Below are 15,576 nucleotides of genomic sequence, written 5' to 3'. Positions count from 1 at the left end.
CTTGCAGGATTGCATTTATGCCACGGTCACTTGAAATTCAGACGGACTCATTTCCAATCGCGGGTACATTCACGATCTCGCGCGGCACGAAGACCAGCGCCGAGGTGATCGTCTGCACGGTCGGCGAGCACGGTTTCTCGGGCAGAGGTGAGTGCGTGCCCTATCGCCGCTACGGCGAGACGATGGAAAGCGTCGGCGCGCAGATCGAAGCCGCGCGCCCGCTGATCGAGGCAGGCCTCTCGCGCGCCGATCTGCAGCAGGCCATGCCGCCCGGCGCCGCCCGCAACGCCGTGGATTGCGCCCTATGGGACCTCGAAGCCAAGCAAACCGGCACGTCGGTCGCGGCCATGCTTGGCCTGGCCGCGCCGCATTCGCTGACCACCGCTTTCACGATCTCCCTCGGCGAGCCCGAGGTGATGGCCGAGCACGCCCGCGCCAACGCGGCGCGCGCCCTGCTCAAGGTCAAGGTCGGCACCGGAGACGACGAGAGCCGCATCCGCGCGGTTCGTGCGGCCGCGCCCGATGCCGCGATCATTCTCGACGCCAACGAAGGATGGCCGGAGGAACGCCTCGCCCACCATCTGCGGATCGCCGCCGAATGCGGCGTGGCGCTGGTCGAGCAGCCGCTGCCGGCCGGCCGGGACGAACTGCTTGCCGACATCGACCGCCCGATCCTTGTTTGCGCCGATGAGAGCGTCCACCATACCGGCGATCTCGCCAGCCTGCGCGACCGCTACGACGCCATCAACATCAAGCTCGACAAGACCGGCGGTTTGACCGAGGCCCTGGCGATGAAGCGCGAAGCCGAGCGGCTCGATTTCCGCATCATGCTCGGCTGCATGGTCGGAACGTCGCTTGCCATGGCGCCGGCCGTACTCCTTGCCCAGGATGTCGCCTTCGTCGATCTCGACGGACCGCTGCTTCTCGCCCGCGATCGCGAGCCGGGCCTGCGCTATGCCGGCTCGCTCGTCTTTCCGCCCGAATCCGCGCTCTGGGGCTGAAGATAATAGGCGACGATGATCAGTCCGAGCCCCAGCACCGCCGCAAGCGCCATGACGTAGTAGCTCGCCAGGCCGAGCAGCGCGTAGATATAGCCGGAGGCGATGGTCATCAGCCCCATGAACATGCCGTTGTAGAAGAAATACGCGCCCTGCGCCGACGATTCCTGCGCCGCCTGCACCGAGGCGATGATGCGCCGCTGCACGCCGGTATGAACGAAGGCATAGCTGAAGGCGTGCAGGCACTGCAGCAGGAAGAAGCCGACGAAGCCCCATTGCATCGGAAACAGCAGCCAGCGGCAGACACAGATGGCGGCGCCGACGCGGATCAGCGTCCAGGCGTCGAAATAGCAGCAGATCCTCTTCGACTGGAAGAACACGGTGACCTCGGCGGCGACCCCCGCGCTCCACAGCACCGCGATCTCGGTGCCGGAAAATCCGAGATCACGCCAATAGATCGTGGCGAAGACATAAAGCAGCGCGTGGCTCGATTGCTGGATGGCGACGCCGATGAGCAGCACCAGCAAATGCGGCTGCCGAAGCGAACTGCCGGTTGCCTGCTGCAGATCGACAGGCGTACCGCGCCGCCGCGTCGGCCCGATGCGCGGACAGTAGACCGCCATCACCATGGTCATCAGGAAGCCGAAGATCATCACGGGCAGAACCATCTGCCCGCCCCAGTTTCCGATCAGCCGGCCGCCGACCAGCGTCGAGGCGATGAAGGCGATCGAGCCCCAGACCCGCATCGAGCCGTAGTCGAAACCCCAGCGCCGCACGCCCGAGATGACGATCGATCTCGACCACGGGCACATAGGGAGAAAAGGTCGCGCCCTGGATCGTGTAGACGATCAGCACCGGCCAGAAGGTGTCGGTCCAGTAGAGCGCGATCGCCGTCAGGAGCGACAGGCCGCCGGAAAACACCAGCACGTCGGCGCGTTCCTTCATCCTGTCGGCATACATCGCGACGACGGGCGCCACGAGAACGCGCACCACCATCGGCACGGCCAGGATGATGCCGATTTCACGATCGCTGAAATCGTGCATCGCCAGCCAGATGGGGAAAAACGGCAGCGCGACACCGTTCACGAGCAGTGGCGCGCAGTAGGACAAAGCGCTCAGCAGCCGGAAATGGGCTGGCGCGGCCTCGGTGAAGGAGGCTTTCGTGGCGGGAATCATCGGTGTGACCTGAAAGGAACCTTTGCGTTGCCTAACATGTCACCGTAAGCGCGACCAAGGCGAGAAAAGGTCGCCCCAAACCGATTTCAAAAATAAGCCGAAGCTGTCGCGAAACGGCAACGGCAGCACCCGCACAATTCCGTTTCGCAACAGCGAGATATCAGGGCGCTAAGCTGCCTGCTGCGCCGGCTCGCGCTTGCGATGATCTTCGAGCGCCAGCGGCGCCGGAGCTAGGGCGCCACCCATGGTGCGCCATTCGATGAGTTCGAAGGTGCCGTCTTCGTGTTCGGCGATCGCCGTGCAGCTCTCGACCCAGTCGCCGGTGTTGATGTAGCGCACGCCGTCCATGTCTTCCATGACGGCATGGTGGATGTGGCCGCAGATCACGCCGTCGGCGCCGCTCTTGCGGGCTTCCTCGGCCACGACCTTCTGAAACTCGCCGATGAAGTTGACCGCGTGCTTGACCTGCAGCTTCGCCCAGGCCGAGAACGACCAGTACGGCATGCCGAGCTTGCGGCGGACAGCGGCGAGCCCGATATTGATCATGATCGCCATGTCGTAGGCCCAGTCGCCGAGATAGGCGAGCAGGCGGGCATTGCGCACGACGACGTCGAATTCGTCGCCGTGCAGCACCAGATACTTCTTGCCGTCGGCCGCTTCGTGCATCATCCGCTCGGCCACTTCGATGCCGCCGAAGTGCATGCCGGGGAAGTCGCGCAGGAATTCGTCGTGATTGCCGGGGATATAGATGATGCGCGTCCCCTTGCGCGCCTTGCGCAGCAGCTTCTGGATCACGTCGTTGCATTCCTGCGGCCAGTACCAGCTGCGCTTCAGGCGCCAGCCGTCGACGATGTCTCCCACGAGAAAGATCGTGTCGGCTTCATGGTACTTCAGAAAGTCGATCAGGAAGTCGGCTTTCGCGGCTTTCGAGCCGAGATGCACGTCGGAAATAAAGAGCGTACGGAAGTGGCGGGTATCCATATTGTCCTTCACAAGCATCCTGCCCGTGCCCCATGCTTCATCTGTGCCCCTGAAAACCAGACTCGTGTTTCAGGATGATGACACGAACGTGATCGGCGGCCCTTGCTGACCAATCGGCGGCATCACGCGGGCGCGGTTCGACATTTGCGCAATTTTTGAGAACAGGAACCGAAATTCCCGCTGTTACCGCCTTTCGATTGATGTATTGAAAGCGCTCCAATGAAAGCATGTGCGGCAGCCCGGAGCATTACGATGGATCACAGCGACAAACCGAAGACGGACAACAAGGCGGCAGGCGGCAGCCTCGATGAACAGGCGTTGTTCTTCCACCGTTATCCCCGTCCCGGCAAGATCGAGATCCAGGCCATCAAGCCGCTCGGCAACCAGCGCGATCTGGCGCTCGCCTATTCGCCGGGCGTCGCCGCCCCCTGTCTTGCCATCCGCGACAATCCGGAAACGGCCGCCGACTATACGTCGCGCGCCAACCTGGTTGCCGTGATCTCCAACGGCACCGCCGTTCTCGGCCTCGGCAATATCGGCCCGCTGGCCTCCAAGCCGGTCATGGAAGGCAAGGCCGTCCTCTTCAAGAAGTTCGCCAACATCGACGTCTTCGACATCGAGGTCGACGCATCGACCGTCGACCATATGGTCTCGACCGTCGCCTCGCTGGAGCCCACCTTCGGCGGCATCAATCTCGAGGACATCAAGGCGCCGGAATGTTTCGAGATCGAGCGCCAGCTGCGCGAGAAGATGAAGATCCCGGTTTTCCATGACGACCAGCATGGCACCGCCATCATCGTCGCCGCCGCGATCCTGAATGGCCTGGAGCTCGCCGGCAAGAAGATCGAGGAGGTGAAGATCGTCGCCTCTGGCGCCGGTGCCGCGGCCCTTGCCTGCCTCAATCTGCTGGTCACCCTCGGCGCCAAGCGCGAAAACATCTGGGTTCACGACCTCGAAGGCCTCGTCTACGAAGGCCGCGTCGAGCTCATGGACGAATGGAAGAGCGTCTATGCGCAGAAGAGCGACACGCGTACGCTCGCCGAAAACATCGGCGGCGCCGACGTCTTCCTCGGCCTGTCCGCCGCCGGCGTCCTGAAGCCCGAGCTCCTGGCGCAGATGGCGGATAAGCCGCTCATCATGGCGCTCGCCAACCCGAACCCCGAAATCATGCCCGATCTCGCCCGCGCCGCCCGCCCCGACGCGATGATCTGCACCGGCCGCTCGGACTTCCCCAACCAGGTCAACAACGTCCTCTGCTTCCCCTACATCTTCCGCGGCGCGCTCGATTGCGGCGCCGTCACGATCAACGAGGAAATGAAGATGGCCGCCGTGCGCGCCATCGCGGCACTCGCGCGCGAGGAGCCGTCCGATGTCGCCGCCCGCGCCTATTCGGATGAAACGCCGATCTTCGGCCCCAACTACCTGATCCCCTCGCCCTTCGATCCGCGGCTCATCCTGCGCATCGCCCCCGCCGTCGCCAAGGCTGCGGCCGACAGTGGCGTGGCACTGCGCCCGATCGCCGATTTCGATGCCTATCTCGACCAGCTGAACCGCTTCGTCTTCCGCTCCGGCTTCGTCATGAAGCCGATTTTCGCGGCGGCTAAGAATGCCGACAAGAAGCGCGTCATCTTCTCCGAAGGCGAAGACGAGCGCGTGCTGCGTGCCGCCCAGGTCCTCCTCGAGGAAGGCATCGCCAAGCCGATCCTGATCGGCCGTCCGCAGGTCATCGAAACACGCCTGCAGCGCTACGGCCTGCGCATCCGTCCGCTGGCGGATTTCGACGTTATCAATCCCGAGGACGATCCGCGCTTCCGCGAATATGTCGAGCTCTATTTGTCGCTGGTCGGCCGCCGCGGCGTCATCCCGGAAGCCGCCCGCACCATCGTTCGCACCAACACGACCGTCATCGGCGCGCTGGCGCTGAAGCGTGGCGAGGCGGACGCGCTGATCTGCGGTCTCGAAGGCCGCTATGAGAAGCACCTGCGCGATGTCCGCCTGATCGTCGGCAAGCGCCCGAATGTCCGCGATTTCTCGGCGCTCAGCCTGCTGATCTCGCAGCGTGGCGCCACCTTCTTCACCGACACCTATGTCACGTTCAACCCGACGGCCGAGGAAGTGGCGGAATCCGCCGTGCTCGCCGCCGAGGAAATCAAGCGCTTCGGCATCACGCCGCGCGCCGCCCTGGTCTCGCATTCGAACTTCGGCTCGCGTGAATCCGAGAGCGCCACCAAGATGCGCGACGCCCTGCAGCTCGTGCGCGAGACCGCGCCCGATCTCGAGGTCGATGGCGAGATGCATGGCGAGAGCGCGATTTCCGAAACGCTGCGCAAGCGCGTCATGCCCAACACGACGCTGCACGACGAAGCCAACCTCCTGGTCTTCCCGAACCTCGATGCGGCCAACATCACCCTTGGCGTCGTCAAGTCGATGATCGATGGCCTGCATGTCGGCCCGATCCTGCTCGGCGCGGCCATGCCCGCCCATATCCTGGCGCCGTCGGTCACCTCGCGCGGCGTCGTCAACATGGCCGCGCTCGCGGTCGTCGAGGCCTCGCAACCCGCCTGATCTGGCCGCCTGATTTGGCCCGCGCGGATGTGTACCGGCGTGATTTGCCTTGAACGCCGGAAATGCGTTAGGCTTTGAGCGGCAGCTTGTTAAGACAAGCAGGTTATATCGAAGGGCGGGCCATGGTCCGCCCTTCGCCATTCGGTATTTGCTCACTGACGGGACGATGCCTTGATCCGCCTCAATATGGCCGCAGCATTTCTGATTGCCCTATCCGCCCCCGCCTATGCGCAGATGGCGCCGATCTGCGGCCAATTGCGCGCTCGTCTCGCCACCGTACCCGAGACGATCGGCGGCAACTCGCCCGAGGTCCGCAGGTTCGCCAGCGCCATCGCCGAGCAGAACATCGAGCTTCGCAAATTGCGCAGCGACCTGCGCCGCAACGGCTGCAGCAGCGGCAGCATGGTGATCATCGGCGGCGACAATGCCGGCTATTGCGGCGAGCTCGATCAGGCCGAAGCGAAGATGCTCGACAACATCGCCAACCTGCAGATGCGCCGAGACCAGCTGCGCGCGCAAAGCCCCGACGCCCGCCTGCGCAACGAGCTGTTCGCGGCCCTCGATGAAAACAACTGCAATGCGCCGATGCAGCAGTATGACGAACCGCAATATGCGAGCCCGCCCAGCATCGACGATCAGGCGATGCGCGATGACACCTTCATTCCGCTCGGTGGCGAGCGGCAGCGCTCCTACACGTTCTCGCCGAGTGGCCAGCCGCTCTCCAATCTGAATACCGTCTGCGTGCGCACCTGCGACGGCGGATTCTTCCCGCTCCGCTCGAACGCCACCTCCTTCGATTTCGCCCGCGACGCCAGCACCTGCCAGCAGATGTGCCCCGGCATCCAGACGGAGCTCTTTTATCGCGACGTCTCCAGTGGCGAGACGGACAGCATGATCTCGGCCTCGTCAGGCGCTCCCTATAGCGCCATGCCGTATGCCTTCGCCTACAAGAACCGCAAGCCCGGCGAGACGTCGTCCTGCAGCTGCAATCTGCCCGCCTATTACGAACAGATGCGCCGCAACCAGCAGGTCGGCGAGCCTCCGCCACAGCAGAGTTCGATCACATCGATCGAAACCCCGAAACCCGCCATCGCCAAGCCCGAGAGCAACGCGACGCCGCAACAGCCGGCGCCACCGCCCCAGCCGCAGGTCCCCGATCGTCCCTACGATCCGACAGCCGGCAAGGTGCGCCAGGTCGGCCCACAGTTCCTTGCCGGCGACCGGGGTACGATCGACCTCAAGAACCCCGCCATGCCGGGCGCGCAGCAGCAACAGCCGCCGGCACCCGCGCCGAAGCGGTAGGGGCATCGCCGGCTACACGCCCCCGCCCCAGCGATCCGCAAACACCAGCTCGTCCAGCGGCAACCGCTGCCGCCATCCCTTCGCGGCGAGTTCCGGCTCCTCGTAAAGCCGGTCGACATAGCCAACGCAGAGCCAGGCGACGATCTCGATCCGCTCAGGCACGCCGAGCGCGCGCTTCAGATCCCTTTCGTGGAAGATGCTGACCCAGCCGACGCCGACGCCTTCGGCACGCGCCGCAAGCCACAGGTTCTGGATGGCGCAGACGGTGGAGTAGGAATCCATTCGCATGTTGTGCGTCCGCCCCAGCACCACCTCGCCGCAGCGATCCGGATCGCAGGTCACGCAGATGCCGACGGGCGCGGTGCGAATGCCCTCCAGCTTCAAGGCGCGGTAGGCCTGCTGACGCTCGCCGGAAAACATCTCCGCGGCCTCGGCATTGGCCTTGGCGAAAGCCTCCCACACGGCCGATCGCACGGCCTCGTCGCGCACCACGATGAAATTCCACGGCTGCATGAAGCCGACCGAAGGCGCGTGATGGGCAGCCGAGAGAAGCCGCCCGATGACGTCATCCGGTACCGGATCAGGCAGAAACTCCGATCGCACGTCTCGTCTGGTCTCTATGGCTCTATAAACGGCGTCGCGCTCGCTCGCCGAAAAGGCACCGGCGCTCGTGAGAGAGCCAGATTGGTCTGGTCGCATCGTCAATCCCCAACAACACAACCGGCCGCTGTCCAGGCGGTCAGTCTATGGATGTCGGGCCGGTCTTCTGACTTGGCTTCATCCGTCTGCGGCACCTTCCCGGCAAATCGCCAGTGGCATCAAGCGGCAGACGTCGGCCTTACAGCGTTGGGCACGTTCCGGTCTTGCACCGAATTCCCGATTCTCCCGCAAGCGCGCGGGCACCCGACGCGCCACCTATGCCGACAAACCGCGCCGGATGCAATCGCTCAAGCTTCGACCGGGAAATATCGGACATAAGCGAACGCGTCACCGTCAGGTGACCAGTTCGGAACATTGATCGACCCCTGCCCGCCGAAGAGCGTAAACAGCGTCGTCAGGTTGCTGCCATCCATATCCATGATCCGCATCCGCACATGCTTGTCGCGCGGGTGATCGAAGACATCGGGATCGTAGGAGATGAGCACGACCTTGTCGTTCCTGGGCGATGGATGCGCGAACCAGTTGCCGTAATCGTCGTGCGTCACCTGCTCGACGCCGGTTCCATCAGGGCGGATGCGCCAGATCTGCATCAGGCCGGTGCGGCTGGAATTGAAGTAGATCCAGCGTCCGTCGGCCGAGTAATCCGGCCCGTCATTGCGCCCCTCGCCATGCGTCAGCCGCCGTTCCTCGCCGCCTGTGACGTCGATCGTGTAGATGTCGAAGACGTCGTCGCGAATGCCGCAATAGGCGAGTTCCTTCCCGTCGGGCGACCAGCCGTGCCAGTAGGAGGGATGATTGGTGGTCACCAATTGTGGCGTGCCGCCATCGATCGGCAGCGTGTAGATCGCCGATTTGCCGAACTCAATCTTGTCGGAAATGACGATCCTCGTGCCATCGGGCGAAATCCCGTGGTCGTTGTTGCAGGCCGTCGCGAAACCGGTATCGACCTTCTCCACCTTCGCCGATCCGTCGAGCGCCAGCCGGTAGAGCAAGCCTTCGTCGTTGAGCAGCAGATAGCTTCCGTCCGGGGCGTAATTGGGCGCTTCCACCAGCCTCTCGGTCTGCCAGATCACACGGGTCTCGCCCGTCCTGATGTTGTGGATCTCGACGGAACTGCGCATGCAAACCTCCTCTTACGCGAACACCTTAAAGACCTACGACAGCTAAATCGGGCGCGCAAGGATCGCGCAGTCGCGGCGTCGCCCGGCCCTGCCGCCGTGTCCATCTGGCCCGGGACAACCGGGCGTCGAGAAGTTTGTGATCAAAAAAACGTTAAGGCCGGGAAACAACCATGGTTCATCTGGCGTTCATGACAAAGATGTGACAGTTCGATGACATTATCATGACGCTGGAGTTCCGACATTGATCGCGCAAGTTTTAAGGTCCGGAGCGGCAATGCGCGAGGCGGTGCTCTATGGTGGCGTCGGCTCCCAAACCCGTCCATCCATCCTGCGCGGCTCGATCGCGGTCGCCCTGACTGCGGTGATGGCGCTGCTCGCGACGTTCTCTGTCGAAGTGATCTCGCGCGGCGGCGTCACCGATGTCGGCGCCTTCCTGACGTCGATGGCCCGTCCGGGAATGACGACGGTCGTCATGTTGACGGTCGTCATGCTGTGCGTCGATGCGGCGCTCGGGCGACGTTTCCTGTCGGCGCTGGTGGTCCTGCCGCTCGTGCTGGTGCCGGCGCTGATATCCAACCAGAAACAGCACTATCTCTCCGATCCGCTCTATCCCTCGGACATGCTGTTCGGCCGCCAGATCCTCGAACTGCTTCCCGTCATGGTACGCGACCGGCCGATGACGGCGGTGGCGGTGGCCGTCGGCATTCTGCTCTCGGTCACCGGTCTCCTGCTTGCCTGGCGCCATGCCTGGCGCCGCCTGCCGAAGATGACAAGCCGCAATCGCATCCGTAATCTCTGCCTGACGGTTCCCGTCATCGCCGCCTTCGGCTCGCTGATGGATTACTCGCAGTATTCCTATATTCGCGACCGCCTGCAGGTCGTGCCGATGATGTGGGATCAGAAGGAGAACTACCGCAGCAACGGCTTCATCCTCGCCTTCATCTTCAACATACCCATGGCCGACGTCGCCTCGCCCGCGGGCTTTGGAACGCAGGCGCTCGACGCGATCCCGTCGCGCAATTACGGTTACATCAAGGGGCCGAGCGACAAGCCCGACGTGATCATGCTGATGAGCAGAATCCTTCTGGGATCCGACGCGCCTGAAGACGCTGGAGTTCCAGCAGGACCCGATGCCGACCATTCGCGCCGCGCAGTCCGGCCACGTCTTCTCGCCGGAATTCGGCGGCATGACCTCGAATGTCGAATTCGAGGCGCTGACCGGCTTCTCCAACGCCTTCCTGCCCTATGGCAGCATCCCCTACCAGCAATATATCCGCAACGACGTCCCCTCGCTCGCCACCTTCTTCCGTGGCGAAGGCTATGCCGCCCGTGCGCTCCACCCGTTCAGCGGCTGGTTCTGGAACCGCAACGAGGTCTACAAGAATTTCGGCTTCGAGGAGTTTCGCACCGAGGAAACCATGCCGGCCATGGAAAAGCGCGGTATCTTCGCTTCCGACGACAGCCTGATGCGGGAGATCATGCAGGAGGCCGACGGGCTCGATCAGCCCTTCTTCTTCTTCGGCGTCACCTTGCAGGGACACGGACCCTACGAGGCCAACCGCTATGCCAGCAACACGGTCGACATCGCCGGCAGTCTGACCGACGCCGACCGCACGACGCTCGGCACCTATACCCAGGGCATCAAGGAGGCCGACGACAGCTTCAGGATGCTGACCGAATGGGCGTCCAGGCGTGATCGCGAGACCATCATCGTGCTCTGGGGCGATCATCTGCCGCCCCTTGGAAGCGTCTATACCAACACCGGCTACATGCCCGATCAGGTCGCGACCCGTCGCGCCTCCGTCGATGTCATGAAGCAGGAACACGAGACGCCGCTGGTCATCTGGTCGAACAGGAAGGGCGTCAAGCAGGATGTCGGCACCATCAGCCCGTCGCAGCTGCCCTATCACCTGCTGAAATTCGCCGGCTACGAGCACCCCTTCTACACCGGCTTTCTCGGCCGCGTGCAGAAGAAATACCCGGTCGTCGACCGCTACCAGCTGATCGCCCGCGACAACGCCGCCTCCCCCGACTGGATCCGCGACGCCAAGACCGTCGATCCGCTGGTCCGCGACTACCGCTACCTGCAATACGACGTCATGTTCGGCAAGGGGCAGAGCATCGAACGCTTCTTCCCGCAGCACGCCTGGCTGAAGGCCGAGGGCACCTGAGTCTGGCATTCGCGCATCTTGCTGCATTGCATTCCTGGCGCAGAACGGAATACTCCCCGCCAACACAAGTTGATCGGGAGTCGCGCCATGAACAATCTCTCCAGTCTGGTCCACCTGCATTTCGACAAATCCGCCAACGAACTCGGCGACATCGAAAAGCGCGTGCTGGCGAAGGCGCATGCGCGCAAGGTCATTTCGACGGATATCAACGCCGCCCTTAGCGCCGAATCCTCATTCGGCGAGCGGATGGCGGACAACATCGCCCGCATCGGCGGCTCCTGGGCCTTCATCACCACCTTCCTGGTCTTTCTGGCCGTCTGGTGCGTGGTCAACACCATCATTCTCGCCACCGGTGCCTTCGACCCCTACCCCTTCATCTTCCTCAATCTCGTCCTCTCCATGGTCGCCGCCATCCAGGCGCCGATCATCATGATGTCGCAGAACAGGCAGGCCGAGCGCGACCGCTTCGAGGCCGCCAAGGACTACGAGGTCAACCTGAAGGCCGAGCTGGAAGTGCTGTCGCTGCATCAGAAGATCGACATGCAGGTGATGACCGAAATCGCCGCCCTGCGCGAGGATATCGCCAAGCTCACCCGCAAGCTCGGCGATTGACATCCGGGTGAGCGAAAATTTAGCCGGCCACAGGCACGGCGCGTCATTTCCGTACACTCCGATATCTCGCGGGTACACGCATGTGGTTTATTAGGTAAGTAAAAATTAAGACGGACAAATGTATCCTTCGGTTGTCTTCGCTGCGGCGAGGATCATCGCAAGGAGTGCAGTGCATGAGGAATGCCCGACGTCTTCTCGCCAATCGGCAGGGCGCTGCCGCGATCGAGTTCGCCATCGTTGCCCCGGTCTTCCTGCTCGTTCTTCTCACCCTGATCGCCTACGGCATCTACCTGAGCGCCGCCCATGCGCTGCAGCAGCTGACGGCGGACGCGGCGCGCACGGCGGTGGCCGGCCTGTCGGAGCAGGAACGCGCCCAGCTCGTCAATAATTACATCGCGCTGTCGACCCTCAACGATCCCCTGATCGATCGCAAGAAGCTTCAGGTCACCGTCGCCACCGACCCCACGAACGCCAACCAGTTCACGGTCACGACGGAGTATGATGCCAGCGCGCTACCGATCTGGAATCTCTATACATTTCCACTTCCCGACACGAAGATCCGCCGCTTCGCCACCATCCGCATGGGGGGTATATGAAAGCAGGCGTAAGGCGATATCTGGCGGGCCTCTGCGCCCGCCGGGATGGCAATATCGCGATCATGGCCGCGCTCAGCGCGCCTTTGATCATCTCGACGCTGGCGCTCGGCATAGATTTCGGCGCGATGACGCTGCAACAGCGCCGCCTGCAGCAATTGAGCGACATCGGCGCCATCGTCGCGGCCTCCGACATCAACAACGCCGCCGGCAATCTGGTGACAAACTTCCAGCAAAACGGCCTGAACGTCGCCGTAAAGTCAGGCGTCGCTTACGCAACATCATCCGGAACGAAACTGTTGAACGCCGCCCAGCTCGGCACTTTCGATGCCGTCGTCCAGTACACGCCAGGGATTTATCTCGCCGATCCCAACGTGCCGCTGGAACAGCGCTTCGTGGCCGGCACCCAGCCCTACGATGCCGTCAAGGTTGCGATCCAGCAGAAGGCGCAGTTGACCTTCGCCGCCGCCATCATCCCGCCCCCGACGCTGAGCGCCACGGGAACGGCATCCGCCTCCAAGCTCGCCGCCTTCTCGGTCGGCTCGCGCCACGCAAGCCTTAACGGCGGCCTGCTCAACGCCGTTCTCGGTGGCTTGCTCGGCACGACGGTGTCGCTGAAGGCGGTGGATTACGACGCGCTCGCCTCCGCCAACATCGACCTCCTGTCCTATCTCGATCTTCTCGCGACAAGGCTCAATCTCACCGCCGGCACCTATGAGGAACTGCTGGCGACCGACATCTCCTATCCGCGCCTGCTCGACACGCTGGCCGCCACGCAAGGGCTGACGCCATCGGTCAACAAGGCGATCACCTCGCTGTCGAAGGGGCTCGGCACCACGCAGATCAAGGTCAAGCTGCAGAACCTCATCAGCCTCGGTTCCGTCGGCGAGCGGATGATCGGCTCCGGATCGCACCTGCTGCTCGAAGCCAGCGCGCTCGACATCATCTCGGCAAGCGCCTTCGCCGCCAACCAGGGAAAGCAGGTCGGGGTCAATCTCGCCGGTACCGTTCCGGGGCTGACCAGCGTCACGCTGAAGATCGCGATCGGCGAACGCCCCAAGGGGATCGCCTCGAATGCCATCGGCACGACGGGATCGGCCGTCAGGACGGCGCAGATCCGCATTGCCATCGAAGCCGGCGTGACCGGGCTCAGCGCCATCGCCGGCATCAAGTTGCGCGTGCCGCTCTATGTCGAGGCCGCTTACGCGGAAGCCAAGCTCGCGAACTTCGCCTGCCTCGGCGGCGGTCCGAAAAGCGCCAGCATCGGCGTCGACGTCGTGCCTGGCGTCGCCGAAATCGCGCTCGGCGACGTCGACCCGACCGCCATGGCCAATTTCGGAACCAAGCCGCGCGTCACATCAGCCACCATCATCGACGCGCTGCTCCTCAAGGTGAACGCGCTCGCCGACATCAACCTGACCAATACCAGCAAGACACGCCTGACATTCCAGCCGAACGACATCACCAACAAGACGATCAAGAACGTCTCGACCAGGGATACGCTCACCTCCGCCGTGCAGTCGCTGATCGCGGGCACCGATATCCAGATCCAGCTGCTGGTGCTGACGCTCGGGACCAACAAGGCGGTGATGCAGGCAATCGCCGATACGCTGTCGAGCGTCACCGCTCCGCTCGACGAGGTGCTCTACAACACGCTGCTGATGCTCGGCATCAAGATCGGCGAGGCCGATGTGCGCTTCACCGATGCGCGGTGCCAGCAATCCGTGCTGGTGCAATGAAAAAGCCCGGCGCGATGGCCGGGCTCATTCAAACAGTCTAAGCAGGCGATCAGCCTCAGCCGTTGACGGCCATCCGCTTCTCATCACGGCCGCTCTTCATCCGCTCGGAGAGCAGGAAGGCGAGTTCGAGCGCCTGGTCGGCATTGAGACGCGGGTCGCAATGCGTGTGGTAGCGGTCGTGCAGGTCTTCCGCCGTCACGGCGCGCGCGCCGCCGGTGCATTCGGTCACGTCCTTGCCGGTCATCTCGATGTGGATGCCGCCGGGATGCGAGCCCTCCGCGCGGTGGATCTGGAAGAAGCTTTCGACTTCCGACAGGATCCGCTCGAATGGGCGGGTCTTGTAGTGGTTGAGCGTGATCGTGTTGCCATGCATCGGATCGCAGGACCAGACGACCTTGCGGCCTTCCTTCTCGACGGCGCGGATCAGGCGCGGCAGATGCTCGGCGACCTTGTCGTGGCCGAAGCGGCAGATCAGCGTCAGACGGCCGGCCTCGTTCTGCGGGTTCAGGACGTCGATCAGGTTCAACAGATCGTCCGCCTGCAGCGTCGGGCCGCACTTCAGGCCGATCGGGTTCTTGATCCGCGGCAGTATTCCACATGCGCGTGATCGAGCTGGCGCGTACGGTCGCCGATCCAGATCATGTGGCCAGACGTGGCGTACCAGTCGCCCGAGGTCGGATCGACGCGCGTCAGCGCTTCTTCATAGCCAAGCAGCAGCGCTTCGTGGCTGGTGAAGAAATCGGTCTCGCGCAGGCTCGGCTGGTTCTCGGCGGTGATGCCGATCGCCTTCATGAAATCCATCGTCTCGCTGATGCGATCCGCCAGCTTGCGATAGCGCTCGCCCTGCGGGCTGTCCTTGATGAAGCCGAGCATCCACTGATGCACGTTCTCGAGGTTGGCATAGCCACCCATCGCGAAGGCGCGCAGAAGGTTCAGCGTCGCGGCCGACTGGCGGTACGCCATGGCCTGGCGTTCCGGATCGGAATGCGCGCTTCCTCGGTGAACTCGATGCCGTTGATGATGTCGCCACGGTAGCTCGGCAGCGACACGCCATCGAGCGTTTCGATGCCCGACGAGCGCGGCTTGGCGAACTGACCGGCGATACGGCCGACCTTGACGACCGGAAGCTGCGCGCCATAGGTCAGGACGACGGCCATCTGCAGGAACGCGCGGAAGAAGTCGCGGATATTGTCCGCGCCGTGTTCCGCGAAGCTTTCGGCGCAATCGCCACCCTGCAAGAGGAAGCCGTTACCTTCGGCCACATTGGCAAGATGCTTTTTGAGACGACGCGCCTCGCCTGCGAAAACGAGCGGAGGATACGACGCCAGCTGGGCTTCCGTCGCCGCAACTGCTGCCTGATCCGGATAGTCCGGAACCTGCTGGATCGGTTTTTGCCGCCAACTGTTCGGAGTCCAATTCTGTGCCATCTCGTTCACCTGTTTCAGTATCCGGTACCGGCCGGATATCCCGTCTTTGAAATATGGGCGGCTTATAGCCGTTTAGCGTCATCTTGCATAGCGGGGTTCGGCGCGCTTTTGTCCGCCTCGCCGCGCCATTAGATGACGCCCTATAAAGGTATTCGCGGCCGCGTTTTCAAATGCCCGGCACGACCTTAACGTTCGATATACCAAGACGCTTTGTATCTAATTTATGCTTTG

9 protein-coding genes, 3 pseudogenes and 1 riboswitch are annotated in these 15,576 nt (G+C 63.2%); of the genes and pseudogenes, 7 read left to right on the top strand and 5 right to left on the bottom strand.

All coding sequences use genetic code 11. The features are described from left to right. The first annotated feature begins 17 nt into the window (after nucleotides 1–17). Nucleotides 18–1,001, top strand: a complete 984-nt coding sequence (gene dgcA, locus P3R82_RS16130; protein WP_283194559.1) for an N-acetyl-D-Glu racemase DgcA — start codon at nucleotides 18–20, stop codon at nucleotides 999–1,001. On the opposite strand, the pseudogene P3R82_RS16125 reads toward dgcA, so the two are convergent. Together P3R82_RS16125 and P3R82_RS16120 are read right to left on the bottom strand one after the other, a co-directional pair. After that, nucleotides 953–2,174, bottom strand: a pseudogene (locus P3R82_RS16125) (MFS transporter). The gene dgcA and the pseudogene P3R82_RS16125 overlap by 49 nt on opposite strands. A gap of 168 nt (nucleotides 2,175–2,342) precedes the next feature. Further along, nucleotides 2,343–3,155, bottom strand: a complete 813-nt coding sequence (locus P3R82_RS16120; RefSeq protein WP_183902114.1) for a UDP-2,3-diacylglucosamine diphosphatase — start codon at nucleotides 3,153–3,155, stop codon at nucleotides 2,343–2,345. 252 nt (nucleotides 3,156–3,407) lie between these two features. On the opposite strand from P3R82_RS16120, the gene P3R82_RS16115 reads away from it, so the two are divergent. After that, complete coding sequence (locus P3R82_RS16115) at nucleotides 3,408–5,720, top strand: NADP-dependent malic enzyme (protein WP_283194558.1); 2,313 nt, start codon at nucleotides 3,408–3,410, stop codon at nucleotides 5,718–5,720. A 171-nt stretch (nucleotides 5,721–5,891) separates the two neighbouring features. Then, nucleotides 5,892–7,022, top strand: a complete 1,131-nt coding sequence (locus P3R82_RS16110) for a DUF2865 domain-containing protein (protein WP_283194557.1) — start codon at nucleotides 5,892–5,894, stop codon at nucleotides 7,020–7,022. 12 nt (nucleotides 7,023–7,034) lie between these two features. Here P3R82_RS16110 and bluB read toward each other — a convergent pair whose 3' ends face one another. Both bluB and P3R82_RS16100 read right to left on the bottom strand, forming a co-directional pair. Then, complete coding sequence (bluB, locus tag P3R82_RS16105) at nucleotides 7,035–7,721, bottom strand: 5,6-dimethylbenzimidazole synthase (RefSeq protein WP_283194556.1); 687 nt, start codon at nucleotides 7,719–7,721, stop codon at nucleotides 7,035–7,037. Between the two features lie 39 nt (nucleotides 7,722–7,760). Continuing rightward, a riboswitch (cobalamin riboswitch) is annotated at nucleotides 7,761–7,944 on the bottom strand. A gap of 25 nt (nucleotides 7,945–7,969) precedes the next feature. Then, nucleotides 7,970–8,803 (bottom strand): hypothetical protein, encoded by an 834-nt coding sequence (locus tag P3R82_RS16100; protein ID WP_283194555.1) that lies wholly within the window; start codon nucleotides 8,801–8,803, stop codon nucleotides 7,970–7,972. A 274-nt stretch (nucleotides 8,804–9,077) separates the two neighbouring features. On the opposite strand from P3R82_RS16100, the pseudogene P3R82_RS16095 reads away from it, so the two are divergent. The 4 genes and pseudogenes from P3R82_RS16095 to P3R82_RS16080 all read left to right on the top strand — a co-directional run bounded on the left by P3R82_RS16095 (nucleotide 9,078) and on the right by P3R82_RS16080 (nucleotide 13,918). Next, a pseudogene (locus P3R82_RS16095) lies at nucleotides 9,078–10,974 on the top strand (LTA synthase family protein). Nucleotides 10,975–11,061: 87 nt separating this feature from the next. After that, a complete protein-coding gene (locus tag P3R82_RS16090) occupies nucleotides 11,062–11,586 on the top strand; it encodes a DUF1003 domain-containing protein (protein WP_183902075.1) in 525 nt (174 codons plus the stop codon). A 173-nt stretch (nucleotides 11,587–11,759) separates the two neighbouring features. After that, on the top strand, nucleotides 11,760–12,182 hold the full coding sequence (locus P3R82_RS16085; protein WP_018902358.1) for a TadE/TadG family type IV pilus assembly protein: 423 nt from the start codon (nucleotides 11,760–11,762) through the stop codon (nucleotides 12,180–12,182). Continuing rightward, nucleotides 12,179–13,918 (top strand): pilus assembly protein TadG-related protein, encoded by a 1,740-nt coding sequence (locus tag P3R82_RS16080; RefSeq protein WP_283194554.1) that lies wholly within the window; start codon nucleotides 12,179–12,181, stop codon nucleotides 13,916–13,918. Before P3R82_RS16085 ends, P3R82_RS16080 begins: the two co-directional genes overlap by 4 nt. 55 nt (nucleotides 13,919–13,973) lie before the next feature. Here P3R82_RS16080 and P3R82_RS16075 read toward each other — a convergent pair. Next, nucleotides 13,974–15,345: pseudogene (locus P3R82_RS16075) on the bottom strand (3-deoxy-7-phosphoheptulonate synthase class II). Nucleotides 15,346–15,576 lie beyond the last annotated feature (231 nt).

It is taken from the genome of Rhizobium sp. AN80A, from assembly GCF_030053015.1.
GTDB classification, from domain to species: domain Bacteria; phylum Pseudomonadota; class Alphaproteobacteria; order Rhizobiales; family Rhizobiaceae; genus Rhizobium; species Rhizobium metallidurans.
This window is presented reverse-complemented; position numbering and strand designations above follow the sequence as displayed.

Coding starts and splice junctions, on each gene's coding strand:
- dgcA (WP_283194559.1), top strand. CDS start 18: ATGCCACGGTCACTTGAAATTCAGACGGACTCATTTCCAATCGCGGGT.
- P3R82_RS16120 (WP_183902114.1), bottom strand. CDS start 3,155: ATGGATACCCGCCACTTCCGTACGCTCTTTATTTCCGACGTGCATCTC.
- P3R82_RS16115 (WP_283194558.1), top strand. CDS start 3,408: ATGGATCACAGCGACAAACCGAAGACGGACAACAAGGCGGCAGGCGGC.
- bluB (WP_283194556.1), bottom strand. CDS start 7,721: ATGCGACCAGACCAATCTGGCTCTCTCACGAGCGCCGGTGCCTTTTCG.
- P3R82_RS16100 (WP_283194555.1), bottom strand. CDS start 8,803: ATGCGCAGTTCCGTCGAGATCCACAACATCAGGACGGGCGAGACCCGT.
- P3R82_RS16090 (WP_183902075.1), top strand. CDS start 11,062: ATGAACAATCTCTCCAGTCTGGTCCACCTGCATTTCGACAAATCCGCC.
- P3R82_RS16085 (WP_018902358.1), top strand. CDS start 11,760: ATGAGGAATGCCCGACGTCTTCTCGCCAATCGGCAGGGCGCTGCCGCG.
- P3R82_RS16080 (WP_283194554.1), top strand. CDS start 12,179: ATGAAAGCAGGCGTAAGGCGATATCTGGCGGGCCTCTGCGCCCGCCGG.